At 72.4% G+C, this 23,965-nt stretch carries 22 protein-coding genes; 5 read left to right on the top strand and 17 right to left on the bottom strand.

What is annotated here, in order from left to right; translation table 11 throughout:
- Positions 1-8: 8 nt before the first annotated feature.
- From SLAV_RS08930 to SLAV_RS08875, 14 genes are all read right to left on the bottom strand, one after another.
- The gene (locus tag SLAV_RS08930; RefSeq protein WP_030237704.1) at positions 9-2,048 is read right to left on the bottom strand and encodes a PEP/pyruvate-binding domain-containing protein; all 2,040 of its coding nucleotides are present in this window, start codon (positions 2,046-2,048) and stop codon (positions 9-11) included.
- Positions 2,049-2,139: 91 nt separating this feature from the next.
- Positions 2,140-3,075 carry a hypothetical protein gene (locus SLAV_RS08925; protein ID WP_030237701.1) on the bottom strand — a complete coding sequence of 312 codons (936 nt, stop codon included), beginning with the start codon at positions 3,073-3,075 and terminating at the stop codon, positions 2,140-2,142.
- A 13-nt stretch (positions 3,076-3,088) separates the two neighbouring features.
- Entirely contained in the window at positions 3,089-3,691 is a 603-nt protein-coding gene (locus SLAV_RS40975; RefSeq protein WP_030237697.1) for a histidine phosphatase family protein, read from the bottom strand.
- Positions 3,682-4,449 carry a nucleoside/nucleotide kinase family protein gene (locus SLAV_RS40970; RefSeq protein ID WP_030237694.1) on the bottom strand — a complete coding sequence of 256 codons (768 nt, stop codon included), beginning with the start codon at positions 4,447-4,449 and terminating at the stop codon, positions 3,682-3,684. The genes SLAV_RS40975 and SLAV_RS40970 overlap by 10 nt, the downstream gene beginning before the upstream one ends.
- Positions 4,450-4,533: 84 nt before the next feature.
- Positions 4,534-5,325 (bottom strand): ABC transporter permease, encoded by a 792-nt coding sequence (locus tag SLAV_RS40965; protein WP_030237692.1) that lies wholly within the window; start codon positions 5,323-5,325, stop codon positions 4,534-4,536.
- Positions 5,318-6,073 carry an ABC transporter permease gene (locus SLAV_RS08915; RefSeq protein ID WP_030237689.1) on the bottom strand — a complete coding sequence of 252 codons (756 nt, stop codon included), beginning with the start codon at positions 6,071-6,073 and terminating at the stop codon, positions 5,318-5,320. The genes SLAV_RS40965 and SLAV_RS08915 overlap by 8 nt, the downstream gene beginning before the upstream one ends.
- Positions 6,073-7,011, bottom strand: coding sequence for an ABC transporter ATP-binding protein (locus SLAV_RS08910; protein ID WP_158740836.1), 939 nt, complete (start codon positions 7,009-7,011; stop codon positions 6,073-6,075). Before SLAV_RS08910 ends, SLAV_RS08915 begins: the two co-directional genes overlap by 1 nt.
- An 8-nt stretch (positions 7,012-7,019) precedes the next feature.
- Positions 7,020-8,183 (bottom strand): nucleotidyltransferase family protein, encoded by a 1,164-nt coding sequence (locus tag SLAV_RS08905; RefSeq protein ID WP_051841309.1) that lies wholly within the window; start codon positions 8,181-8,183, stop codon positions 7,020-7,022.
- Between the two features lie 104 nt (positions 8,184-8,287).
- A complete protein-coding gene (locus SLAV_RS08900; protein ID WP_030237679.1) occupies positions 8,288-9,097 on the bottom strand; it encodes a GNAT family N-acetyltransferase in 810 nt (269 codons plus the stop codon).
- Complete coding sequence (locus tag SLAV_RS08895; protein WP_158740834.1) at positions 9,094-10,323, bottom strand: M16 family metallopeptidase; 1,230 nt, start codon at positions 10,321-10,323, stop codon at positions 9,094-9,096. Before SLAV_RS08895 ends, SLAV_RS08900 begins: the two co-directional genes overlap by 4 nt.
- A gap of 259 nt (positions 10,324-10,582) precedes the next feature.
- Positions 10,583-10,867 carry a transposase family protein gene (locus tag SLAV_RS42325; RefSeq protein WP_078950571.1) on the bottom strand — a complete coding sequence of 95 codons (285 nt, stop codon included), beginning with the start codon at positions 10,865-10,867 and terminating at the stop codon, positions 10,583-10,585.
- A gap of 376 nt (positions 10,868-11,243) precedes the next feature.
- Positions 11,244-11,525 (bottom strand): metal-sensitive transcriptional regulator, encoded by a 282-nt coding sequence (locus SLAV_RS08885; protein ID WP_030237674.1) that lies wholly within the window; start codon positions 11,523-11,525, stop codon positions 11,244-11,246.
- Between the two features lie 9 nt (positions 11,526-11,534).
- Complete coding sequence (locus SLAV_RS08880) at positions 11,535-13,793, bottom strand: heavy metal translocating P-type ATPase (protein WP_030237671.1); 2,259 nt, start codon at positions 13,791-13,793, stop codon at positions 11,535-11,537.
- Positions 13,794-13,887: 94 nt separating this feature from the next.
- Positions 13,888-14,169, bottom strand: a complete 282-nt coding sequence (locus SLAV_RS08875) for a heavy-metal-associated domain-containing protein (RefSeq protein WP_030237668.1) — start codon at positions 14,167-14,169, stop codon at positions 13,888-13,890.
- A gap of 185 nt (positions 14,170-14,354) precedes the next feature.
- Here SLAV_RS08875 and SLAV_RS08870 point away from each other — a divergent pair, with 185 nt between their 5' ends.
- The 5 genes from SLAV_RS08870 to SLAV_RS08855 all read left to right on the top strand — a co-directional run bounded on the left by SLAV_RS08870 (position 14,355) and on the right by SLAV_RS08855 (position 21,735).
- Positions 14,355-15,323 carry a DUF8832 domain-containing protein gene (locus tag SLAV_RS08870; protein ID WP_030237658.1) on the top strand — a complete coding sequence of 323 codons (969 nt, stop codon included), beginning with the start codon at positions 14,355-14,357 and terminating at the stop codon, positions 15,321-15,323.
- 94 nt (positions 15,324-15,417) lie between these two features.
- On the top strand, positions 15,418-15,564 hold the full coding sequence (locus SLAV_RS40960) for a hypothetical protein (RefSeq protein WP_158740830.1): 147 nt from the start codon (positions 15,418-15,420) through the stop codon (positions 15,562-15,564).
- Positions 15,565-15,760: 196 nt separating this feature from the next.
- Positions 15,761-19,732: a Pls/PosA family non-ribosomal peptide synthetase gene (locus SLAV_RS08865; RefSeq protein WP_078950570.1), complete on the top strand. Its 3,972-nt coding sequence runs from the start codon at positions 15,761-15,763 to the stop codon at positions 19,730-19,732.
- Positions 19,733-19,782: 50 nt separating this feature from the next.
- A complete protein-coding gene (locus SLAV_RS08860; protein WP_030237654.1) occupies positions 19,783-21,162 on the top strand; it encodes a M1 family metallopeptidase in 1,380 nt (459 codons plus the stop codon).
- 171 nt (positions 21,163-21,333) lie between these two features.
- Positions 21,334-21,735, top strand: coding sequence for a DUF7144 family membrane protein (locus tag SLAV_RS08855; protein ID WP_030237651.1), 402 nt, complete (start codon positions 21,334-21,336; stop codon positions 21,733-21,735).
- Here SLAV_RS08855 and SLAV_RS08850 read toward each other — a convergent pair.
- From SLAV_RS08850 to SLAV_RS08840, 3 genes are all read right to left on the bottom strand, one after another.
- Positions 21,692-22,423: a 4'-phosphopantetheinyl transferase family protein gene (locus SLAV_RS08850; protein ID WP_078950576.1), complete on the bottom strand. Its 732-nt coding sequence runs from the start codon at positions 22,421-22,423 to the stop codon at positions 21,692-21,694. The two genes, SLAV_RS08855 and SLAV_RS08850, sit on opposite strands and share 44 nt — an antisense overlap.
- Positions 22,420-22,650 carry a hypothetical protein gene (locus tag SLAV_RS08845; RefSeq protein ID WP_030237647.1) on the bottom strand — a complete coding sequence of 77 codons (231 nt, stop codon included), beginning with the start codon at positions 22,648-22,650 and terminating at the stop codon, positions 22,420-22,422. The genes SLAV_RS08850 and SLAV_RS08845 overlap by 4 nt, the downstream gene beginning before the upstream one ends.
- A 70-nt stretch (positions 22,651-22,720) precedes the next feature.
- A complete protein-coding gene (locus SLAV_RS08840) occupies positions 22,721-23,578 on the bottom strand; it encodes a class-II aminoacyl-tRNA synthetase family protein (protein ID WP_030237645.1) in 858 nt (285 codons plus the stop codon).
- Positions 23,579-23,965 lie beyond the last annotated feature (387 nt).

Genomic DNA, 23,965 nt, shown 5'->3' with positions numbered 1-23,965 from the left:
CTCGCCCTTCAGCAAGTCCGGTCCTCGGGGTCGAGGACGGCCAGGCCCGCTGGGGAGAGCTCGACCTTCATGCCGTCACGCAGCCACTTCCCGGCGCCGGGCGCCACGATCGCCGGCACGCCGCGCTCACGTAGCACGATGGCTGTGTGGCAGAGCAGATTGCCGCGTTCGAAGACGAAGCCCGAGGCGAGGTCCACCAGGGGGATGAGCCCGGCGGAGGGGTACTCGGCGACGACGATCACACCGTTCTTCTGCCGGATGGCATCGACGGCGGCGGTGATGCGGTCGTCCGACAGCACTGCGGGGTTGTCCATTCCGAAGCCGACCACACTGACTTCCAATGCCCGTGCCGCTTCGTCGAGTTCGGAGAGGTCCGGCAGGGCGAGCACCGTGCCCGCGGCGATCCCGGTGGAGATGACCCTCCCGACATCGGCGGTGCGCGCCTCCAGACCGCGGCCCTCAAGGCTGACGTCGCGGATCATTGCCCGGCCGTCGGCGGTGTACCACTCCAGCCGGGCCTCGCCCAGGGCGCCGCACAGGTCGCGGGTGATCCGGGCTATGTCGAGGACCTCGCCGTCGGCACGGTCGAAGGTGTATGGGGCGGTGTCCTCGGGGCGCCACCACCAGCCCTCACCGGGCTCGATGTGACAACGACGGCTGAATTCCGCGATGTTCACGCGGACGATGGGTCCGCCGGGGGCGATGGTGAAGACCGACGGGACGAGTCCGCCTTCCTTGATGCCGGGCAGGCCGGCGGGGAAAGCCTCGACGATGACGGTTCCGTCGCCGAGCAGTGCGGAGAAGCCGGAGGCCTCCGCGGGGACGATCTCGCCGATGTGCGCGGCGCTGAACGCGGGGTCGGACAGGGCGTTGCGCTCGCGTCCGCGCAGCAGGTGGTCGGCCAGGTCGGCCAGCTTCGCGACGGTTCCGGTGCCGCGGCCACCCCAGTTGATCTGGACGAACTCGGTGCGCAGGTAGCCGGCCAGGTCGTCGGCGAGCCGGCGGACGTCCTGCTCCCCGTAGACGATGTACGCCTCGCGGTAGGTCTCCACGCCGACGGCCGCACACTGCCTGCGCAGCCAGATGTGCTTCTGCAGCGCGCCCTCGAAACGGGCGCGACAGTTGCCGAGGTCGACGTCGTACAGGCCGCTGACGTCGGAATCCGGCCACCAGCCGCCGGTCACCTTGGCGGGCGTCCGGCCGTGGGTGATGGGTCGGGCCTGGAGCGTGTGCAACAGGCCCTCGTTCCACACCCACTCCACGTCGAGCGGCAGACCGAAGAGCTGTTCGCTTCGCTTGGCCAGCGAGAGCAACTCCTCGCGCAGGCCGTCGGGCAGAGCATCCGGCAGACCGTCGGGCAGCGCGGCCTCGTCCGACAGGAGGAGCCGGTTCGTCGGACCCTCGCCCGAGGTGGAGTCGGTCGCACTGCCCCACGCGAAGTCGGTGACCGGGCCGCCGTCGCCCGTGAACAGGTCCTTGGTGAACAGCACACCGTGCGCCTGCGGCTGAACCCAGGTCTGCAGGAACGCGGCGTACTCCTGCGGCAATTGGCCGCGCGAGTAGGAGTAGCAGCGGGCCGAGTACAGCGCCGCCCAGCAGCGGGCAAGTGAGGACAGTACCTCCGGCACCGTGTGCAGTGGCCCCTCGGAGTGGAACACTCCGGCATAGGACTGCCCTGCGCCGTCCTCGACGGGTACGGAGGAGCGCACCATGACGGGCCCCTGGTCGAGGAGCGACTGCGCCGCGGCGCTTGCCTCCTCGACCAGGTCCGCCGGCCACGGCGACTGGATGACGGCCCGTCGGATGAGTTCCAGCGCGCGGCCGGTACCGGTGGGGACGGCGCTCAGATCCCGCAGGTTCTGCTCGACGGTGTCGCCGATCCCGGTACGGGACATGACCTCCTGGAACCAGGCCGAGGTCACGCAGACGCCGTCCGGGACCCGGAAGCCGGCGCGGTGCAGACGTGCCAGGGCCTGCGCCTTCGCGCCGGTCAGCAGCACGGGATGCTCGTCGGCCCGGTACAGCGGGACGACTCGGATGTCGTTCACTTGATTCCTGTTCCTTGATGCTTCCGGCTGCCATGACGGCGACTCATACCTTGAGTCGGACAGTCAGTCAGACCCAGGGTCGGACGGCGGGTCAGGCGGCGCGCAGGTCGACCCGGAGCGGGGCGCCGCCCTCCCCGGTCGCCTCGTAGACCTTGAACTCGTACATGTCAATGACGCGGACGGCCCCGTCGGGGTAGATGCCGTACTGGTGGTGGGAGCGGGTCTCCGCGGTGTCCTTGAAGCGCTTGCCGCCCTCGCCCTTGATGCTGATCGCGTTCACCACGGGGCTGTCGCCGACGTACGAGCCGAGGTCGTAGATGTCCTTCGCCGAGATGCGGCGCGGATCGGCCAACGCCTTCTGCGCCGCGCCAGCGTCCAGACCGGCCAAGTCCATTGCCCGGGCCATGAATTCCAGTGCCTCCTCGCGCCGGTCCGCCGTCGACTTCAGATTGATCCGGAAGCGCAGGCCGTCGGGGTCCTCCATCCGCGTCGAGCCCAGGTCCCACAGCGGCGCGAGCACCGAGATGTCATCGGCGATGTTCTGTAGGTAACGCTCGCTGCCCCAGCCCTGGTCGCAGGGAGTGATGGTCAGTTTGGCCTGTGAGAGCACGTCGGGCCGGGCGGCGATCTGGCGCAGCGCGGTCCGGGCGAAGCGCTTTCCCTCGCTGCCGTTGGTCACCAGGTAGAGTCCCTGCCCCAGGTGTTCACGCCAGATCCGGGCGACGTCGAAGGTGTTCCGCGTGGTCTCGCCGTCCCTGACGTGGTAGTCGAGCGGGTCGCTGATCCGCCAGGAGACGATGCTGCGCTTGGGGGAGATGCCCCGGTCCCGGAAGGCTTCGCCGACGTCCCGGACCAGCCGGGTCAGGGTCGCGAACGGGGTCATCTGCACGGGTGAGGTGTCGCCGAAGGCCGGGCAGTGCGTGCAGTTGCGGCGGCAGTGGTCATTCGCGTGGATGAAGCCCAGGTTGTCCAGGATCTCGTCCAGCAGACCTTGTTCAACCAGGGGGGACAGCGATGGATAGGCCATGGGGTTGCTCCTGTCATTGCGACACGGGTAGGGGGTGGGGCAGGCCCGGGGGGCCGGTGAGTTCGAGCCGGCGGTATCCGCCCGTCGGGAGATGGGCCCGGTGGGACTGCCATGTCTCGATGAGGTCCCAACCTCGCAGCCAGGCGGTTAGGACGGTGAGGGTGACCGCGTGCGAGACCACGAGTGCCGGGCGGCCGTCGGCAATCAGTCGCTCCAACAGGGGGGTTGCCCGGGCCTGTACGTCGGCCAGGCTCTCCCCGCCGGGGAGCCTGCGCAGCGGGTCCTGCTGCCAGCGGGTGTACTCGGCGTCGCCCGAGGGGCCGGAGAGCGTGGAACGGCCGCGCAGCAGGCCCCAGTCCAGCTCCCGCAGGCCTGGCTGCGGGGTGACCGGCAGCTCCGGGGCGATCAGATCACGGAGGAGGCGGGCGGTCTGCAGGGTCCGTTCCGCGTCACTGGCGTGGATGGCGGTCGGATGGAACCCGGAGTCGGCGATCTGCTGCCCGGTGCACCGGACTTGCTCGATGCCGGTCCGGTCCAGCGGTACGGCGGGGGAGAGGGGGAAGCGGTGGAGCGCGTTGGACTCGGTGCGTCCGTGTCGGGCGAGGATCAGCTGCACGGTCCGGCCTCCGGCTGCCCCGGGTCGACGCCGGCAAGGGCGGCGGTGAGGGCGGGAGTGGAAGTGGTGGTGGCGGCGGGGATGACGGCACCGGAGGCGGCGAACGCCGGCAGGGCTCCCCGGTGGACCAGGTGGGCGTGTATCTCCTCGGCGACCAGGTCGGCAGGGCCGGAAGCATCGAACCGGGCCGTGTCGACGCCAGCTCGGGCGAGTTCGGCCAGGCCGGGGAGGGTCTCGTCGGTATAGACGCCCGCCTTGCCCGCCATCCGGGAGAGCTGCCGCTGCGTGGGAGGCCACTCCCCTCGGGAGGCAGCCCGGGTGATCTGGCGCTCCAGGGAGGCCGCCAGGACGTCCCCTGGAAGCTGGAGGTGAAGGACCATCAGCTCGGCAAGCGGCACGGCGCCGGCGAGCAGGATGCGCGCCTGTTGCCGTCCCCGCGGCACGCTGTCCAGCACCACCGGCCCGTCGGCGGCCGCCCTGGCCACCAACTCGACCAGCACCTCGTCGAGTTCCGTGGGCATCAGCGCACCCCGGTCGGCGGACTCGTGCGCGGCGCGGCGTACGGCGGCCACCTGGGCCGCCTCCTGCCGGGTCAACCGCTCGTGCAGCGCAGGGTCGCCGCGTAGTAGTGCCGGGACCGAGGCGCACAGCACCGGGGTTCCCCGGGACCGGCCCAGGGCGACGACCAGACGCGCCGCCTGGGTGGACTTCCCCGACCCCGGTGGGCCGACCAGGCTCAGGACGTTCGCTCTGCTCATGGGGTGGTTCTCCGTGGTGGGGACGGTCGGACGGTTCCGGGACGGGGGCTGCCGTGGGGGCTGCCGCGTGGCTGCAGCGCGCCTTCAGCGGAGGTTGAGCGTTCCGGTACGGACCTGATGACGAAGGGATCCGGTGAGCGCCAAGTAGCCCACCGCTCCCCAGAGGAGGAGCACTGCGAATTCCGCGAACACCTCGCCTGCCGGGACCGTGCCATGGGCGACGAGCGCACGGATCGCCTGGAGGCCGTGTGCGGCAGGCATTACGGCGGCGATCGCTCCGACGACTCCGCCACGCGGGAGTGGGGTGTTCACCCCGGCGAGCGTCATCAGCAGGATTGTCGTACCGGCCGTCAGGTACATCCGGCTCTCCGGCCAGCGGAGGCTGATCCCCGCCAGTGCCAGCGCGAGGCTGTAGCCGCTCAGGGTGATCAGTACCTGGAGGAGGAAGCAGACCAGCAGCATGGGCGGGCTCACTTCGACGTCCGCCAGCCAGCGCAGGACGAACAGGGCGATGCAGGAGGTGACGATGCCGTCGGCGACCCAGTAGAGCCCGCGCGCCAGCAGCACGGGGAACGGTCCGTTGCGGCTGAGCAGGAGAAACTGCAAGGTGCCGCCACGGCGTTCGCCGACACTGGAGGAGACCACTCCGAAGGCGCCGAGGGGCCCCAGGACCACCGCATTGCCCAGCGCCATGTACCGCTGGGTGGCGGCGGAGCCGATCGCCCAGCCAACCATGGAGAAGAACAGCACCTGGCAGAGCAGCCGCGCCAGCCAGCCGAACAGCCAGGAGCGCCAGGTGTAGAGAGCCCGGTAGTCCTGATAGCTGCTCAGCAGCCCGTAGCCGATCTGACGGATCAGTGCTTCGGCCTTACGCATAGAGTCGGGCCTCCCCGTGACGGGCTCGCGACAGCGCGCGGCGCAGCAGGGCCGCTCCCGCGACCAGCTGCAGGACGGTCAGGAGCAGCAGGAGCGAGAGGTCCTTCCAGTGGCTCCCGGAGGATCCGGCCATCGCCGCGCGCAGCAGCTGCGTGCCGTACGAGAGGAAGAACAGCTGGGTGAGTTGTCGGACCGGTACCGGCAGCGCGGCCGCCGGCAGGATCAGCCCTCCGAGGATGTAGAACGGGTAGGTCAGGGCGTTCCGCAGGTTGCGCCCACCAGGCATGAGGATCATCAACGCGCTGACCATCAGCGCGAAGCCGGCGGTGCCGACGACCAGTAGCAGGGAGGCCGTCAGCGCCAGGAGCGGCCGGTGGACGGGGAGCGCGAAACCGAAGCCGATCCGGCCGATCGCGATCACTTCGACCAGCACCGGCAGGCTCAGCGCGGTGGTCGTGCAGACCCTGACCGTCAGCGCGCGCACGTAGGCGTCCGGGGTGAGCAGGGCCGGCTCCAGGGTGCCGTCCCAGCGGTCATCGTCCACGACCTCCGCCGCGACGAACATGGCCTGCGACCACATGCTCATGACGAACGCGGTGAGAGCCACGGTGGCCGACAGTCCGGGCGCCCCGTACCCGTGCAGGGTGGTGAAGAAGACGACCGAGTAGAACGGGACGATGACCAGCGTGGCCAGAAGGCGCGGAGAGCGGATCAGGAGCAGCCACTGCAGTTGCACGAAGGCAGTCATCAGAGGGCGAACTCCCGGTCCTCGATGATGGTGCGGTACACCTCGGTCAGGGAGGGTGCGGCCACTGACAGCTCGTGGACACCGGCGGCGGTGAGGGCCTGGAGCACCGCGGCGATCGCGCCGTCGCCGTCGGCCCGAAGGGTCAACAGCCCGTCCGGCGTCGACTCCTGGACGCTCACTCCGGCGATCGCTGCAATGCTCAGGGCGAGCTGCGCCGCGACGCCGGCGGCTGTCACGGTGCGGCCTGTACCGATGGCGCGGAGGAGGTCCTCGGTTGTCCCCTCCTGCAGGATCCGGCCGTGGTCGATCAGGGCGATCCGCGAGCAGAGGGACTGCGCCTCCTGCATGTCATGGGTGGCGAGCAGGATGGTCGAACCACTGTCACGGAGCTCTTCGACGAGTCCACGGAAGCCCTGCGCGGCATGCGGGTCCATGCCGCTGGTCGGCTCGTCCATGATCAGCAGGCGGGGGCTGCGGAGCAGGGCTCTGGCCAGGTGGACGCGCTGGACCATGCCGCGCGAGTACGTCTGTATCTGGTCGTCAGCACGCGCACTCAGTCCCAGCCGCTCCAGCAGCTCGTCGGCGCGGCTGCGGCATGCCTTTCCCGGCAGTCCTTGCATCGCGCCCCAGTAGCGCAGGTTCTGACGAGCAGTCAGTCGGTTGTACAGACCCCGCTCGCCACCGAGCACCAGCCCGATGCGTTCCCGCACCTGACGTGCGTCGTGGACCACGTCGAGGCCGTCGACCCGGGCGATGCCACCGGTGGGGAGCAGCAGTGTCGTCAGGATCCGTGAGAGCGTCGTCTTTCCGGCACCGTTGGGCCCGAGGAGACCGACGACTTCTCCTTCCCGTGCGTGCAGGGTGACCCCGTCGAGCGCGGTGACCTCGTTGCCCTTGCGGTTGCGGAAGCGGCGGGTGAGGGCTTCGACCTGAAGCATGTCCGCGCTCATGCCCGTGCCACCGCCTGGTTGTTCTCCTCCGCCGCGAGCGCTTCGAGCGCCGCCTCGTAGGTACCGGGGTCGACCAGCTCCGAGGCCACCAGGAGGAAGTCCCCGACGGGGCAGCGCAGCAGGACGTCGTCGCCGAGGAGGCGGAGCTGTACTGCGTCGCCGTCTCGCGGGGCCAGGTCCGGGTTCAGCCGCAGGCCGTACAGCGGCCGACCGTCCTCCAGGCACTGTCGCGCGCTCGGCTCGGTCTGTGCTGTGGCTGTTGGCGTGGCGGCGGTTTGCACGGGCTGGGCATTGCGCAGGGCCTCCTCGCGCGCGGCCTCCTCGCGCGCGGCGGCGTCGGTGAGCAGCGGCAGCAGCAGTTCGTTCCGCGGACTGGTCAACTCCGGCGCGCTGCGCAGCGCCTGGCTCAGCAGGAGCAGTTCCGGAGCCAGCCGGTAGGCGTCCGCTGCCGAGACCAGTGCTTCCGGGGGCGGGCAGTGCGGGCTGTCGAGCGTGAAGGCCAGGTCGAGGACGTCCTTGACGGTGAAGGGGCGGTCGAATCGCTCGTCGGCGATCGCCAGCAGATCGGAGGTGACCTGGTCCTGCGGGGGTCGCACCCGCATCGGGGCGGCCCCGGCGCGCTCGGGGTAGGCGAAGGTCACCAGTTCGACACGGTGGTCGGGGTCGAGGACCGGGTCCTCCGCGGACCATCGCAGTACGACGACCCAGTGCGCTCCGGCGCCCTGGCCGATGAGCGTGATGTCGACGTCGTTCACCGGCCGGGTGCGGAAGACCTCGCGCACGGCGTGCCACAGGGCGGACTCGCCCGGCAGGTAGACGTCGAGGTCGCCGCTGGGGCGCAGGACCGCGGGCGGGTAGTGCTGTGCCAGCGCCGGCCCCTTGAGGACGCGGGCTCCGGGAACGGCGGCCGTCAGCTGGGCGGCGAGGGTGCGGTAGTCGTCCGTCCGTACCCGCATCCGGCGCAGTTCGTCCGACGACCCGCTGCCCAACGCCTCGCCCTGCCCGGTGGCAACGGAGAGGACCAGCGGGGCCAGGTGGCCGCGCTGGGTACGGGCGGCCCGGACCAGGTCACGGAGCGGCTCCTGCGGATCCATGCCGAGCGCCGTGTAGAGCAGGTCCAAGGTGAGCGGCGGCGGCGACGCGGGGGGAGAGTCGGACATGCGCGTCCCTTCGTGACGTGGCATCAGACATGACGGAGCTTCGGATGTGACAGGGCTTCATGGGGGGCACGGCTCGGACGGCCTGGTCGGCCGCGGCGTTGAGCTCAGGCGAGCGATAGGTGCCGGTAGCCGAAGGCCGGCTGCCAACCCTGGCTCACCAGCCCGGCGACGATCCGCGCTCCGCTGTCCGTTCCGGTGCCGGGGAGCGGGTGACTGACGTGGCCGACCAGCGGGAGGCCGGTCGTCCCGGCCAGTTCCGCACAGGCCCGCACCAGTGCTCGGGTGGCGGCCGACCGGTGCGCGTCGGAATCGACGAGGATGTCGATGAGCTCAAGGAACTCGGTATCGCTGGGGTCGTCGTAGCCGTCACGGCGCACCGTGGCGTGGCCGATCGCCATCCCGTCCAGCCAGGCGACGAACGAGGTGCGCTCCGCACCGGCCAGTAGTGTGCGGGCCGCGTCCAGTGCCACGGAAGGATCGGGTCGCCCCCCTTGGGCCGACGCTCCGTCACTGATCGCCCGCGCCATCCACTCCTCGACCAGGGGGGCGCAGTCGTCGTCGACTTCCGTCACCCGCAGAATCGTTGGCTCCGCCACGTCAGCCGCCGGCCCGTCCGGCTCGGCCGCATACCGCACGTAGGTGAGGAACGGGCTCAGCCTCGCGTCGACCTCGCCCCCCGGCAGGACGCGCACCAGCAGGCTCGTGCACTCCGGGTACCGTGCTCGGAGCACCGGCAGGAGCGGAGAGAGGTCGGCCAGGAGCGCCTGGTCCGCGTACTCGACGAGGCAGCGGGTCTCGTCGGCGACCGGATCGTGGTACGAACCGGCGACACAGTCCTGCCCCTGGACCCTCAGCAGCATCCCGGCCGGGCCGGCGGCGTCGAGGAAGGCCGGTGAGACAGCGAAGGAGGTCATGCTCCCTCCGGGCTCGCCACGACCAGGAGTTCGTCGGAGAGCCGGGCCGCGGCTGCGGCGACCTCCTCGCCGGTCGTCGCCAGCACCGCTTGGATGTGCTGCTCCGGATCCCACGGCCCGGGCAGCGCGCAACGCTGGTTCGCCAGGGTGATCGCGTGCTCCAGCGGGTCCTCCGCCTCCCGCACGGCCTCCATCACCGCCAGCCGGCGGGCCGCGGCCAGCGACCCTTCCAGCGGCCCCTTGTTCGCGACCTCGGACAGGGCGCTGCGGAATTCCTCCAGGACGCGCGGGGCGTTCTCGGGTTCGGCGCCGGCGAGGAAGCGCCAGGCGCCCGTGTCGCTGTAGCTGCGGGACCAGGAGCGGAACATGTAGGCGAGGGCGTTCTCCCCGCGGAGCCGCTGGTAGAGCGGGGAGGCGGCACTCGAACCGAGGAGATGGCCCAGCACGACGGAGGCGAACCGCTCCCGGTCCGCGAGCCGCGGGGCCCGTCCGCCGGCAACCAGCCAGCAGAACTCGTCGGGCCAGGACGGGTCGGTCCGCTGCGAAACGAGGGGCAGCGCGGGCGGTTCGACCACTGGGCCGCCAGACGTCAGCGGTGCGACCGCGGCCGAGGCCAGCGCCGAGTTGCCGAGCGTGGCGCGAAGAGCTTCCGGATCTATTCCGCCGACTGCGGAGAAGGCCATGGGGCGTGTCGTCGTCGCCCTCCGGTGCGACTCCTCGACAATGTTCAGGGACAATTCCCGGACGCTCTCCTCGGTGCCACCGGAAGGCTGCGAAAGGGGGTGCCCCCGGAAGAGTTCGGCGAGGAACCTCTCCTGGACGATGTCACTCGGGTCGGCTGCTGCGGCGGCCAATTCCGTAAGCACGACGCGGCGCTCGGAATCGAATATCTTGTCGTCGATTTCCGGATGGAGTACCGCCTGCGTCATCCACTGCGCAACGGCACAGGCATCCTCGTTCATCACCTGGGCAAAGAACAGGAGAGATTCGGGCCCGGTGGAAGCATTGCATTCACCGCCGAGGCCTTCGATGCGCTCGGCCAGCGAGGCGCCACCGTCCAGCGGAGCGGACATCAGCAAGTGCTCCATCAGGTGGGCCGCGCCCGAGCCCTCCGGCGAGTCGTGCCGCCCGCCGAACGCGATGGAGAAGCAGAGGGACGTCGTACGCCGCGCTGAATCAGCCCCGATCAGGACCGGAACGCCGTGGCTTTCCTCAGTGACTCTCATGTACGGATCCACTTCTCCTGAATTACCGGCGCGATTTCACGCCGCGATGTTCCGACTTCCGGCAGTACGAATGGGGACGGTGTGCCGCGGGTACGGGACCCGCGGCACACCGGTCAATCACTTACCGGCGCGCACCCGGATCTTGTCGAGGCGAGGGCGCAGGCTGACGGCGTGGTGACGAACCATGAGAAATTCCTCCGGTTTCTAGCTCTGAAATGGATTCCGGTGGAACAGTTGTTACCTGACTGTTCAACCGGGTTCAAATGCAACCACCCTGGTCCTTGAGCGAACAATGTACGAACGGGCAGGGCCGAGGGCAGGGCAGGGCCGTTGCGAAGCCCCGTGATCTTGTGAGAGTGCTGGTCAGGCGGGCAAGGAGGTGGGTCAGGGCGAGCTGCGGTGCGCTCGCGGCCCACCGGCCGATCGCCGCGTACGAGCGCGCGCCAGCGACCACCGCTGACGCGGCAAGCAGCAGCACTGTCACGAACGGGTGACGCACACCGCGCCGTCGACGCGGATCGGGCAGCACCCGCAGCCGCTCCATCAGCGAGAGTCCCGCCACGCCACCCAGAGCGGGCGACTTGACGAGGCAGGCGGTGGCAGACCGGCGGCAGCTCGAAACTCCGTTGGTCCAGGGCGCCTTGGCAAGGTCGCCCCGTGCAACCGGAGTTTCGTTGCGTACGTCATGGGCTAGCCCAGACCCCTCACGCTGCTGTGGCCTGCAGACTTGCGTGATCGACGGGACTTTGAAACGCCCCTGACGCCGGTCCTGAGCCCGCACAGGCCCAGAATGGCGGGCAATTCGGGTGGTCGGGCAGCCGGGTCGGGTCCGGTACGCGTGCCCCGGGCGGGCACGGAAAAGCCGACCGCCCCTCCACGAACTGCCGTGTGTGGAGGAGCGGTCGGCGCACCGGCCGGGTCTATGCGCGGATCAGCCGGGCGATGGCCTTGGTGGCCTCGTCCACCTTGGCCTTCGCCGCGTCCCCGCCCTCGGCGATGGCCTCGGTGACGCAGGAGCCCAGGTGTCCGTCGAGCAGGGTCACGGCACAGGACTGGAGCGCGGCGCTGACGGCGGACACCTGGGTGAGCACGTCGATGCAGTAGACGTCCTCGGCGACCATCCGCTGCACGCCGCGGACCTGGCCCTCGATCCGCCGCAGGCGTCTGATGACGTCTTCCTTGTGTGGTTCGTAACCGGCCACGGGAGCTCCTCAGTTGGCGGCGGCCCGGAAGCCGCGCAGACGCAGGCTGTTGCCGACGACGAAGACCGAGGAGAAGGCCATGGCCGCTCCGGCGATCATCGGGTTGAGCAGTCCGGCCGCGGCGAGCGGCAGGGCGGCCACGTTGTAGGCGAAGGCCCAGAACAGGTTCGAGCGGATGGTGCCGAGCGTCTTGCGGGCGAGCCGGATCGCGTCGGCCGCGGCCCGCAGGTCGCCCCGTACGAGGGTCAGGTCGCCGGCCTCGATCGCGGCGTCGGTGCCGGTGCCCATGGCCAGGCCCAGGTCGGCCTGGGCGAGCGCGGCCGCGTCGTTGACCCCGTCGCCGACCATCGCGACGCTGCGGCCCTGGGACTGCAGCCGCTTCACGACGTCGACCTTGTCCTGCGGCATGACCTCGGCGATGACCTCGTCGATGCCGACCTCGGCCGCGACGGACTCCGCGACGGCCTTGTTGTCGCCGGTCAGCAGGATCGGGGTCAGGCCCAGGGCGCGCAGCCGGCGGATCGCCTCGGCGCTGGTGTCCTTGACGGCGTCCGCGACCTCCAGGACGGCCCGCGCCTCACCGTCCCAGGCCACCGCGATGGCGGTGCGCCCGGCGTTCTCCGCCGCGGCCTTGGCGTGCTCCAGGTGCGGGGGCAGCGCCATCGCCCACTCGGCGAGCAGCTTCTGGCGGCCCACCAGGACCGCGTGCCCGTCGACGACGCCCTGGACGCCGAGGCCGGGGATGTTGGCGAAGTCCTCGGGGGTGGGCAGGGTGCCGACCCGGGCGGCCGCGCCGGTCGCTACGGCCTGGGCGATCGGGTGCTCGGAGGAGTGCTCCAGCGCGCCCGCCAGCCGCAGTACGTCGTTCTCGGCGACGCCCTCCGCGGTGTGCACGGCGAGCAGGGTCATCCGGCCGGTGGTGACGGTGCCGGTCTTGTCGAGGACGATGGTGTCGACCTTGCGGGTGGTCTCCAGGATCTCGGGCCCCTTGATCAGGATGCCGAGCTGGGCGCCGCGGCCGGTGCCGACCATCAGGGCGGTCGGGGTGGCCAGGCCCAGGGCGCAGGGGCAGGCGATGATCAGTACGGCGACGGCGGCGGTGAAGGAGGCCGCGAGGCCGGAGCCGGTGCCGAGCCAGAAGCCGAGGGTGGCCAGGGCGAGGCCGATGACGACCGGGACGAACACGGCGGAGATCTTGTCGGCGAGGCGCTGCGCGGCGGCCTTGCCGTTCTGCGCGTCCTCCACCATCTTGGCCATCCGCGCCAGCTGGGTGTCGGCGCCGACCCGGGTGGCCTCGACGACCAGGCGGCCGCCCGCGTTGAGGGTGGCGCCGGTGACGGAGTCCCCGACGGAGACCTCCACGGGCACGGACTCGCCGGTCAGCATGGAGGCGTCCACGGCGGAGGAGCCCTCGACCACGGTGCCGTCGGTGGCGATCTTCTCGCCGGGGCGGACCAGGAAGCGCATCCCGGCCTGGAGGTCGGCCGTCGGCACGGTGACCTCCTGGCCCCCGCGGAGCACCGTGACCTCCTTGGCGCCCAGTTCCAGCAGGGCCTTCAGGGCCGCGCCGGCCTTGCGCTTGGAGCGGGCCTCGAAGTACCGGCCGGCGAGGATGAAGGCGGTGACCCCGGCGGCCGCCTCCAGGTAGATGTTCCCGGCGCCGTCGCTGCGGGCGATGGTGAACTCGAAGGCGTGGGTCATGCCGGGCGTGCCGGCGGTGCCGAAGAACAGGGCCCACAGCGACCAGAGGAAGGCCGCGGTCGTGCCCACCGAGATCAGCGTGTCCATGGTGGCCGCGCCGTGGCGGGCGTTGGTCCAGGCGGCGCGGTGGAAGGGCCAGGCGGCGTAGGTGACGACGGGGGCGGCCAGGGTCAGCGAGAGCCACTGCCAGTAGTCGATCTGCAGGGCCGGGACCATGGCCATCGCGATGACCGGCACGGCCAGGGCGACGGCGGTGGTGAGCCGCTGGCGCAGGGGGCGCAGCTCGTCGGCCTCCTCCGGCTCCTCCCCGGCGCCGGACGGGCCCCGGTCGCGGGCGGGCGCCGGCTCCCTGGCGGTGTAGCCGGTGGCCTCGACCGTGGCGATCAGGTCCGCGACGGAGACGTCGGCGTCGAAGGTGACCCTGGCCTTCTCGGTGGCGTAGTTGACGGTGGCCTCGACCCCGTCCATGCGGTTGAGCTTCTTCTCGATGCGGGCCGCGCAGGAGGCACAGGTCATGCCGCCGATGGCGAGCTCGACCTGGGCGGCGCCGGGAGTGATGGTGGTCATGAGGGCTGCTCCTCGTTCGAGCGCGGGGTGGGGGCCGGGGCCCGGTGGTGTGGACGGGGCCCCGGCGGCCGGTGGGCCGGGGCCGGGCGGTGTGTCAGGCCCGGCCGGTGAGCTCGTAGCCGGCGTCGTCGACCGCGGCGCCGATCGCGGCGTCGTCGGGGTCGCCCGCCGTCGTCACGGTGACCAGGCCGCCGTCGACGTCCACGTCCACGGAGAGGACCCCCGGGAGGGCCCCGACGGAGGCGGTGATGGCGGTCCTGCAGTGGCCGCAGCTCATGCCGGACACGCGGTAGGCGGTGGCGGTGCTGTCGACGACGGCCGTGACGGTGGTGGTGCCGGTACCGCAGCTGCCGTCAGGGGTGCAGCAGGAAGACATACGTTTCTCCTTGGATCCGTCGGATACCCACTGGGGGTATCTGGTTTCTGGTCTCAGGTATACCCCCCAGTGGTATCCGACGCAAGCGCCGACCCGGCTTGACTTGATACCCCCCAGGGGTATGGTGAGGTCATGAAACCGCTGGATGCGGCAGTACGTCGTCTACCTCGTACGGGAGAGCAGCCATGAATACCGGAGTGAGGATCGCCGTCTTCGCGGCCGCCTTGGCGGCGACCTTCGGGACCGCCTACGGGGTCGGCGCGGGCGTGGGCCCCGTCGGCGCGCCGGCCGGTGCGGAGCACGCGGGCCACGCGGCGCCCGCCGGTGGGGGAGCCGCCGGACACGCCGCACACGAGAACCCCGGCCAGGGCCCGGCGGCCGGCGGGCTCCAGGTCTCCGAGGGCGGCTACACGCTGAGCCTGGAATCCCCGCGCAGGGCGTCGGGGCAGGGCGAGCTGAAGTTCTCCGTCAAGGACGCCGCGGGCCGCCCCGTCACCGCCTTCAAGACCGAGCACGGCAAGGAGCTGCACTTCATCGTCGCCTCGCGCGACCTCACCGTCTACCGCCACCTGCACCCGGTGCGGGCCGCCGACGGCACCTGGTCGACCCCCGTCGACCTCCCGGCAGCGGGCGGCTACAAGGCCTTCGCCGACTTCACCCCCGCCGCCGAGGGTGCCAAGGGCGTCACCCTCGGCGCGGACCTGTCGGTCGCGGGCGCCTACGCCCCCGAGGCGCTGCCCCCGGAGTCGCGGACCGCCGAGGTGGACGGCTACCGGGTCGACCTCGCGGGCGACCTCGCCCCCGGCAAGGCCGGCGAGCTGAAGCTCACCGTCAGCAAGGACGGCAGGCCGGTCACCGACCTGGAGCCGTACCTCGGGGCCTACGGCCACCTGGTCGCCCTGCGCGACGGGGACCTGGCCTACCTCCACGTCCACCCCAACGAGGGCGGACCCGGCCCGGACGTCTCCTTCACCGCCACCGCCCCGAGCGCCGGCAGCTACCGGCTCTTCCTGGACTTCCAGCACGGGGGCACGGTCCGCACCGCGGCCTTCACGGTCCGGGCCGGCGCCGCCGCTCCCGAGGCCCCGGCCGCACCGCCCGCGTCCCCGGCCGCCCCGGCCGCGCCCGAGCAGCCGGACGGGCACTCCCACTGACCGCGACGGCCCCCGCCGGCGGCGCCCCGTCGCGGGCCGGGGGCCGCGCGGCCGGACCCGCCCGGCGGAACACCCGGCCGCCGGCCGTCGTTGCATGGATACGCACCACCTCCGCTCCTGCGTCGCCGACGCCGTCGCCGACGGCGCGGACGCCGAGGGCGCGGACGCCGAGGGCGCGGACGCCGCCCGCGACAAGGTCACCGAGGCCTCGCGGGCCGTCTCGCGCATGGTGCGCGTCTGACTCCGGCGCCCCCCGGTCGCGTCCGGACCCAGCTCCGGACGGTGTCTCCTTCCCGGCCACGCCACAGGCTTCAACGGGAAAATCCTTGATGCCGCACTAGACTGGCGGGTTGTTTGGCGCTGGACCGGAACAACCCGGGCGAACCCGGGCTCCGTCCGGCGACCCGGACGTTTCCGGGAACGAGACGCGAGGGCCCATGACAGCCACACCGGGACACGGTGAAGTCACCCTGCTCGACGACGACGGGCACACGGCCGCCGGGCGTACGGCCGGGCGTACGGACGGGCACCCGGACGCGCCCCCGTACGACGAGCCCGGGAAGTCCGCCCGGTTCACGGCGGGCCCCGCGGCCCCGGTACGCACCCTCGTCGACGTATTCGAGGCCTCCGTACGGGCCCACCCCGACGAGCTCGCCCTCGACGACGGCACCACCCGTCTGACCTACCGGGCCCTCGCCACCGAGGTCGAGCGCCGCCGGCGCGCCCTGGACGCCGCCGGAGTGGGCCTCGGCGACCGCGTCGGCGTACGCGTGCCCTCGGGCACCAACGAGCTGTACACGGGCATCCTCGCCGTCCTCGCCGCGGGCGCCGCCTACGTCCCGGTCGACGCCGAGGACCCCGACGAACGCGCCGAGCTGGTCTTCGGCGAAGCCGGCGTACGGGCCGTCCTGGGCGCCGCAGGCCGCATCGACCCCGTGGACACCCCCGGCGCGGGCGCCGGCGTCCGCACCCCGGCCGCCCGGCCCGGACCCGAACACGACGCCTGGATCATCTTCACCTCCGGCTCCACCGGCAGGCCCAAGGGCGTGGCCGTCAGCCACCGCAGCGCCGCCGCCTTCGTCGACGCCGAAGCCGCCCTGTTCCTCACCGACGAACCCATCGGCCCCGGCGACCGCGTCATGGCCGGACTCTCCGTCGCCTTCGACGCCTCCTGCGAGGAGATGTGGCTCGCCTGGCGCTACGGCGCCTGCCTCGTGCCCGTACCCCGCTCCCAGGTGCGCAGCGGCGCCGACCTCGGCCCCTGGCTGGCGGAGCAGGAGATCACCGTGGTCTCCACCGTGCCGACCCTGGCCGCGCTCTGGGAGCCGGAGGCCCTCGACGAGGTCCGGCTGCTGATCTTCGGCGGCGAGGCCTGCCCGCCCGAACTGACCCAGCGCCTGGTCACCGAGGGCCGCGAGGTCTGGAACACCTACGGCCCCACCGAGGCCACCGTCGTGGCCTGTGCCGCGCTCCTGACCGGTGAGGAACCGATCAGAATCGGCCTTCCTCTCGCGGGCTGGGAGCTGGCCGTCGTCGACGGGGCCGGTGAACCGGTGCCCATGGGCGGCAGCGGCCAGCTCGTCATCGGGGGCGTCGGGCTCGCCCGCTACCTCGACCCCGACAAGGACGCCGAGAAGTACGCCCCGCTGGAATCCCTCGGCTGGCAGCGCGCCTACCGCAGCGGCGACCTCGTCCGCGCCGAACCGGAGGGGCTGGTCTTCCTCGGCCGCGCCGACGAGCAGATCAAACTCGGCGGGCGCCGCATCGAACTCGGCGAGGTCGACGCCGCCCTCCAGGCCCTGCCCGGCGTCGCCGGCGCCGCCGCGGCCGTCCGCACCGCCCGCAGCGGCAACCAGCTGCTCGTCGGCTACCTCGTCACCCAGGACGGCTGGGACCACGCGGCGGCCGTCACCCGGCTGCGCGCCGAACTGCCCGCCGCGCTCGTCCCCCTCCTCGCGCCCGTCACCGAACTGCCCACCCGCACCTCCGGCAAGGTCGACCGCGACGCCCTGCCCTGGCCGCTGCCCGAACTGGAGACCACCGGTCCCGCGGAACAGCTGTACGGCACCGAGGCCTGGCTCGCCGAACAGTGGAGCGAGACCCTCGGGGTGGCCGTGACCGGCGCCGCCGACGACTTCTTCGCCATCGGCGGCAACAGCCTCGCCGCGGCACAGCTCACCACCCGCCTGCGCACCCGCTACCCGAGGGCGGCCGTCCTCGACATCTACCAGCAGCCCGTCCTGCGCAAGCTGGCCCGGCGCCTGGAGAAGTCCGTGCGCGAGGACGGCGCCATCCGGACCGTCGCGCCCGTTCCGCGGCGCGCCGAGGTGGTGCAGACGCTCCTGCTGCTCCCCCTGTTCACCCTGGTCGGGGCCCGCTGGACGGTGGCGCTGCTGGCCCTGGGCAACGTACTGCACCACTTCGGGCCCTACCCGTGGGCGCCGACCGCCTCGTGGTGGCTCGTCGCCGCAGGCGCGGCGCTGCTGTACAGCCCGCCGGGCCGCCTCGCGATCGCGGCCGGCGGCGCGCGCCTGCTGCTGCGCGGGGTGAAGGCCGGGCGCTACCCGCGCGGCGGGAGCGTGCACCTGAGGCTGTGGACGGCCGAACGGCTGGCCGAGTACGCCGGGGCGACCTCGCTCACCGGTTCCTGGCTGGAGCGCTACGCGCGGGCGCTCGGCGCCAAGGTCGGCCCCGAGGTGGACCTGCACTCGCTGCCGCCGGTGACGGGCATGCTCAAGCTCGGCCGAGGCTGCGCCGTCGAGTCCGAGGTGGACCTCTGCGGGCACTGGCTCGACGGCGACCGACTGGAGATCGGCCCGGTCAAGGTCGGTGCGGGCGCGGTGGTCGGCACCCGCAGCATGCTGTTCCCCGGAGCGCGCGTCGGCAAGCGGGCCGAGGTGGCCCCCGGCTCCGCCGTGGTCGGGCAGATCCCCACCGGGCAGCGCTGGGCCGGGGCGCCCGCCGTCAAGCTCGGCAGGGCCAAGCGGAACTGGCCCAGGGAACGCCCGCCGCGCGGGCTGCCCTGGCGGGCCGCCTACGGGGCGGCCGGCTTCGGCCTGACGGCCCTGCCGGTGCTCGCCGCCCTGCCCGCCCTGCTCGTGGCGAGCCGGTTCGTGCCCGCCGACGCCGGGCTCGCACAGGCCCTGCGCGGGGCCCTGCTCGCCGTGGTCCCCGGGGCGCTCGCCTTCGGGTTCGCGTACGCGCTGCTGCTGCTGGTCTCCGTACGCCTGCTCAGCCTCGGACTGCGTACGGGCACGCACCCCACCCACAGCCGCACCGGCTGGCAGGCCTGGACCGTCACCCAGCTGATGGACCTGGCCCGCGAGACGCTCTTCCCCCTGTACGCCGGCCTGATCACCCCGGTGTGGCTGCGGCTCCTCGGCATGAAGATCGGCCGAGGCGCCGAGGTGTCGACCGTGCTCGGCCTGCCCAGCCTGACCACCGTCGGTGAAGGCGCCTTCCTCGCGGACGACACCCTGACCGCCCCCTACGAGCTGGGCGGGGGCTGGATGCGCGTCGGACACTCCGAGATCGGCCGCCGGGCCTTCCTCGGCAACTCCGGGATGACCGCGCCGGGGCGCAGCGTGCCCGACGACGGACTCGTCGGCGTCCTGTCCGCCACCCCGAAGAAGGCCAAGAAGGGCAGCTCCTACCTGGGCCTGCCGCCGGTCAGGCTGCCGCGGTCGGCCGCCGCCGCCGACCACAGCCGCACCTACGACCCGCCCGCCCGCCTGTTGTGGGCCCGCGGCCTGGTCGAGCTGTGCCGGCTCGTCCCCGTGTTCTGCTCGGCCGCGCTGGCCGTGCTGACCGCGGCCGCGCTCTGCGCCCTGGTCACGGCCCCCGGCGCCGGGCTCTGGCAGGCCGCGCTGCTGTCCGGCGCCGTCCTGCTCGCCGCCGGAGCCGCCGCCTGCGCGGTCGCGGTGGCCGCCAAATGGCTGCTGGTCGGCCGCCACCGCACCGGCGAGCACCCGCTGTGGAGCGGTTTCGTCTGGCGCAACGAACTGGCCGACACCTTCGTCGAGGTCCTGGCCGTGCCGTGGCTCGTCGGATCGGTGCCCGGCACCCCGCTGCTGTCCCTGTGGCTGCGCGGCCTGGGCGCCCGGATCGGGCGCGGCGTGTGGTGCGAGAGCTACTGGCTGCCGGAGACGGACCTGGTGGTCCTCGGTGACGGAGTCAGCGTGAACCGCGGCTGCGTCCTGCAGACGCACCTCTTCCACGACCGGATCTTGAGGACGGATACTGTGGTCCTCCGCGAGGGCGCCACCCTGGGCCCGGGCGGCATCGTCCTGCCCGGGAGCACGGTCGGGGCCCGGAGCACTCTGGGACCCGCCTCGCTGGTGATGGCCGGGGAATCCGTCCCCGCCGACACCCGGTGGCTGGGCAATCCGATCGAGGCGTGGCGGTCCTGAGCGGCCGGGCACAGCGGCACAGCGGCACACCGCAGGGAGCAGGAACGGCCATGAACCTCAGCGGCCAGAAGGCAGCGGCACCGGACCCGTACTTCCCGGCCAACGGTGACCCCCGTTACCGCGTGCACCGGTACGAACTCGCTCTGGAGTACCGCCCCGGACCCAACCGGCTCTCCGGTACGGCCCGGCTCAGCGCGATCGCCGGCCGGGCCCCGCTCGCCGAGTTCGCCCTGAACCTGGCCGAGTTCAAGGTGGGCCGCGTCCTGGTCGACGGCCGCGTCCCGCACTACGCCCACCGGGGCGGCAAGCTGCGCATACGGCCCGCCAAGCCGCTGCCCGCCGGCGCCGCGTTCACCGTGGAGGTGCACTGGGCGGGCAACCCCAAGCCCGTGCGCAGCCCCTGGGGCGGCCTCGGCTGGGAGGAACTGGCCGACGGCGCGCTGGTGGCCAGCCAGCCCGTCGGCGCACCCTCCTGGTACCCGTGCAACGACCGACCCGCTGACAAGGCCTCGTACCACATCTCTGTCAACACGCCCTCCGCCTACACCGTCGTGGCGGGCGGCCGCCTCCTCACCCGGACCACCCGGGCCAGCACCACCACCTGGGTCTACGAGCAGCCCGCGCCGACCTCCAGCTACCTGGTCGGCCTGTCCATCGGCCTCTACCAGACGGTGCTGCTCGGCGACCCCGGCCTCGGCGGCGTCGCGCAGACCGCCCACGTACCGGCGCACCTGCTGCCGCGGTTCTCCCGCGACTTCGCCCGGCAGCCCGCCATGATGCGCCTCTTCGAGGAACTCTTCGGGCCCTACCCCTTCGGCGAGTACGCCGTCGTCGTCGCCGACGAGGAACTCGACGTCCCCGTCGAGGCCCAGGGCCTCTCCCTCTTCGGCGCCAACCACGTCGACGGCGCCCGCGGTTCGGAGCGCCTCATCGCGCACGAACTCGCGCACCAGTGGTTCGGCAACAGCGTCACCATCGCCGACTGGCGGCACATCTGGCTCAACGAGGGCCTCGCGAAGTACGCGGAGTGGCTCTGGTCGGAGCGCTCCGGCGGCCGCCCCGCGCACGACCTCGCCACCGCCGCCCACCGGCTGCTCTCGGTGCAGCCGCAGGACCTGCGCCTGGCCGACCCGGGCCGCAAGCTGATGTTCGACGACCGTCTCTACCAGCGCGGGGGCCTGACCGTCCACGCGATCCGCTGCGCCCTGGGCGACAGCGCGTTCTTCCGCATGCTCCGTGACTGGGCCGGCGTGCACCGCCACGGGGTGGTCACCACCGCGGTGTTCACCGCCCACGTGACCCGTTACGCCACCGAGCCCGTGGACGAGCTCCTCACCGCCTGGCTGCACACCCCCGAGCTCCCGCCCCTCCCCGCGCCCCCGGTCGCCCCGGCCCGCCCGCCGCACCCACCGCACCCGGCGTCGGCGTAGCTCCGGGCTCCGGGCGGTGCCGGGGCGCCCGGAGTGCCGATGCGGGTCCGCCGTGCCAGGCTGAAACGGGGTGTTCCGCCGGTCGCGGTACGCCGGACCGGCTCTCCGCAAACCATGGAGGCCGACATGGCCAGTGACGCCAGCAGTGCCCGTGCGGGCCGAGCACAGCCCATGCCCCATCACGCTCACACGTCCGGCCGCACCCAGCTGGCCGCGGCGCTGATGATCTTCGGTGGCGTGATGGCGCTCCTCGAAGGCATATCCGCCGCCTCCAGGGACCCCGTGTTCGTCGCGACGCGCCACTACGTGTTCGAGTTCAGCCTGGTGGGCTGGGGCTGGGTGCACATCATCCTCGGCGCCCTGCTGATCTTCGCGGGGGTCGCGGTGCTCCGCGAAGCCCTGTGGGCGCGTTACTTCGGCGTCACCGTCGCGGGCCTGGGAGCGATCGCCAACTTCCTGTGGCTGCCGTACTACCCCTGGTGGGCCATGGTGCTGATCGCCGTGAACCTCCTCGTCGTCTGGGCCCTCCTCACGGGCATCCACCACGAAGCGGACGCGTCCCGGGCCGTGTGACGGGCCCGCCCGCACGGGGCTGTCCGTCCCGCCCGTCCGGCCCGTGCGGCCCGTCCGGCTCGGGGAGGACGGGGAGGACGGGCAGGACCACGGTGGCGGCGGTGGCGGCAACGGCCGCCACCGCCGCCCGGTCGTGGTCCTGCCATGCGAGGAGCCGCAGACCGTGCCGGCCGGCCTTCAGCCGGGCTTCCTCACGGACCCACAGCCGCAGCAGCGCCGGACCCGCGTCCGGCCGGGCCGCGGCCTCGCGCAGGTCCGCCTCGGGCAACAGGCGGCGGAGCACGCGCAGCGGGCCCGGGCGGCGGGCCGAGGGCTCGACGTCGATGCCGACGGCGCCCGCACCCACGGCGGCCGCGACCAGACCGTCGGCGTGGCTCAGGCTGAGCCCCAGCCCGGGACGGCCGCGCAGGTACGGGCGACCGTGGCCGTGCCGTCCGCACCCGGGGCACAGCTGCGCCGGGGCCGATGCGCGCAGGGACAGGCCCGTGTGCCGGGCGACGCACAGCCGGACCAGGAGCCGGGCCGCCAGTACGTCGTCGCGCCGGCCCGGCAGCCGGATCCCGGCGAGCCGCCGCCGTTCCCAGGGCGCGAGCAGGCCCTCGTGGAGTGCGGGGTGGGCCAGGACCTCCCGGGTGGTCGCCACCACCGCGATGCCCGTGTCCCGGTCCCGCTCCGCGCCGCCGGTCAGGGGCACGCGGCCAGGAAGCGCTTCTGGACGTTGTCGAGGGTGCGGAAGTCGTCGATGGTGACCTCCTGGAGGTCGATGGTGGTGCCGGAGAGCTTCTCCAGGAGGTCGACGAACTCCAGGAAGTCCATCGAGTCGATCAGGCGTGCCTCGATGAGGTCCTCGTCGGCGGCGATGGGGCCGTCGAGGCCGGGGTTCTTCTCGTGGAGCCACGCGGCGATGCGGTCCATGGGGAGAGTCGCTCCTTGCTGCTGTTGCGGGGGTGACGTGAGAGGTGGGGCGGGCCGCCCCACCGCGGCTTCAGAGGGCGGCGTCGTGCAGCCGGTCCAGGGCCCGTTCGGGGGAGCCGTGGGTGAGGACCATCGCGTGGACCCAGCGTTCGAGACCGAAGGCGACGCAGGCGCTGTACGCCGGCCCGGCCGAGCCCGCGCGGATGTCCAGCCGCTCGCCGAAGAAGTTGCGGTGCCGGTTCACGGAGGCGATGGCCGTGCCGTCGGGGGCGGAGAACTCGTGCTTGACGGGGTCCAGGGCCATCAGCCGGGCCCGGGCGCCCCCCTTGTCGTAGAACGGGTCGTCGGCGACGGCCCGGTCGAGCTCCATCCCGAGCCGCGCGGCGGCCTCCAGGATGAACCCGGCGCCCTGTTCCAGGTGTTCGACCGCGCCCTGCTTGGTGCCGAGGTAGAGGACCTCCCGCATGTGGAAGCCCCACAGGCGGCGCAGCCCGTCGTAGTGGGTCTCATTGCGGAAGCAACGGCCGCTGGCGGAGAGGCGGAGGCCTTCCTCGCCCACGTCCCGGCCCTCCAGGGAGAGCAGCAGCCCGTAGCAGGTGGCGGACGGCAGGAGGTGGCCGGTCGGCCGCAGCGGCAGGTCCCCCGGCGCCTCGCCGGCGGCGAGCCCGTCGAGCGCTGCCGGGGCGAAACGCGCCGCGGAGACGCCGAGATGGGGGAAGTTGCGGAAGAAGTCGAGCCGCGCCAGCCCCTCCACCGACAGCAGCGGCGGACCGAGGACCTCGGGCGCGCCGAGCCGTGCGGCCAGCCCCGTGAGCAGGTCGTCCAGTCCGCGCAGCAGGGCGGTGCGGACCGGATCCAGCGTGATCAGGCCCGCACCCGGGCTCTTCAGGCCGCCGTCCGGCAGGGCCGTGATGCTGGGTGTGCTCATGGGAACCGCTTCCTCTGGGCATGGATGGACGGGCGGAGGCGCCGGCCGCACGGGTGGGCGCGGCGGCCGCGCCGGCCGTGGTGCGCGCGGTGGTCGCCGCGTGTGCTCCGCCGCGTTCCCGCGGTGGCGCCCACGCGCTCCCACCGGGCACGGACGGGGGTGAAGGCCCGCACGTGCGGTCGGCGTTGACCGCGACGGTGCGCAGCGGCGAACACGTCGAATGTCCGATTAGGGGCGGACTGCGCATCAGGACACTAAGCCGCCCGTGCGGCTATTGTCTAGACCAAACCTGCCGGACGGTCGAGCGGAGTTAGGGGCTCCGGTTCAAGGCAACTCCGCGTATTGAGATGCCACTTGGCAACCGTTATGGTCTAAACCAATTCCGCC

The organism is Streptomyces lavendulae subsp. lavendulae (assembly GCF_002803845.1).
Classification (GTDB): domain Bacteria; phylum Actinomycetota; class Actinomycetes; order Streptomycetales; family Streptomycetaceae; genus Streptomyces; species Streptomyces lavendulae.
This window is presented reverse-complemented; position numbering and strand designations above follow the sequence as displayed.